The following is a 579-nucleotide window of genomic DNA, read 5'->3' as shown; positions in this document are numbered from 1 at the left end:
GTTGAAACACCTACTTGGTTTCCTTTAGTAGATGAATCAGGTAATTTCCCTATCTATGATGAGCCAACAACAATCGGGACTGCAGTAAGTATTAAACCTGATGTAAGCACTGAAACTACAACTGATTATGGTGATAGTGTTGCACAAGATTCAACTGTATCCTTTGGTGGAGCTGAAATTGGTATGGAAACGAACGGATATGAAAATCAAGTTTTAGCAACAATTACAGGAGCAAAAATGGTAAAAGGCGGGGTGCTACGTTCGGGAGATGATATTGCGCGCGATGGAGCTTTTGCATATAAACGTTTAAAATCTAACGGAAAGTACCGATATACAATTTTTTATAAAGGTAAATTTGCCTTGACATCGGATGAAACATCCACTCGTGAAGGTAGTTCGGTTACGTATACGCATCCAGAATGGACAGGATCTTTTGTGGATGTTCCAGGATTAGGATATATGTATTCTGTGGATGAAGACGATGAAAATGTAGATCGGGAAATGATTAGAAACTGGTTCGTTAAAGTAACTGATCCACGTGAAGAGTCTGCAACTCCTGTCAGTGGTGTAACTTTAGAT

At 39.2% G+C, this 579-nt stretch carries 1 protein-coding gene; it reads left to right on the top strand.

Annotation, left to right across the window (positions count from 1 at the left end):
- A partial coding sequence (locus ACTQ48_RS11420) for a major tail protein (protein WP_441571035.1) occupies nucleotides 1-579 on the top strand: 579 nt, incomplete at both ends.

Source organism: Collinsella sp. Sow4_E3, assembly GCF_052116285.1.
Lineage (GTDB): Bacteria > Actinomycetota > Coriobacteriia > Coriobacteriales > Coriobacteriaceae > Collinsella.
Note: the sequence above shows the minus strand (reverse complement) of the source record. Positions and strands in the feature narration are given on the sequence as shown.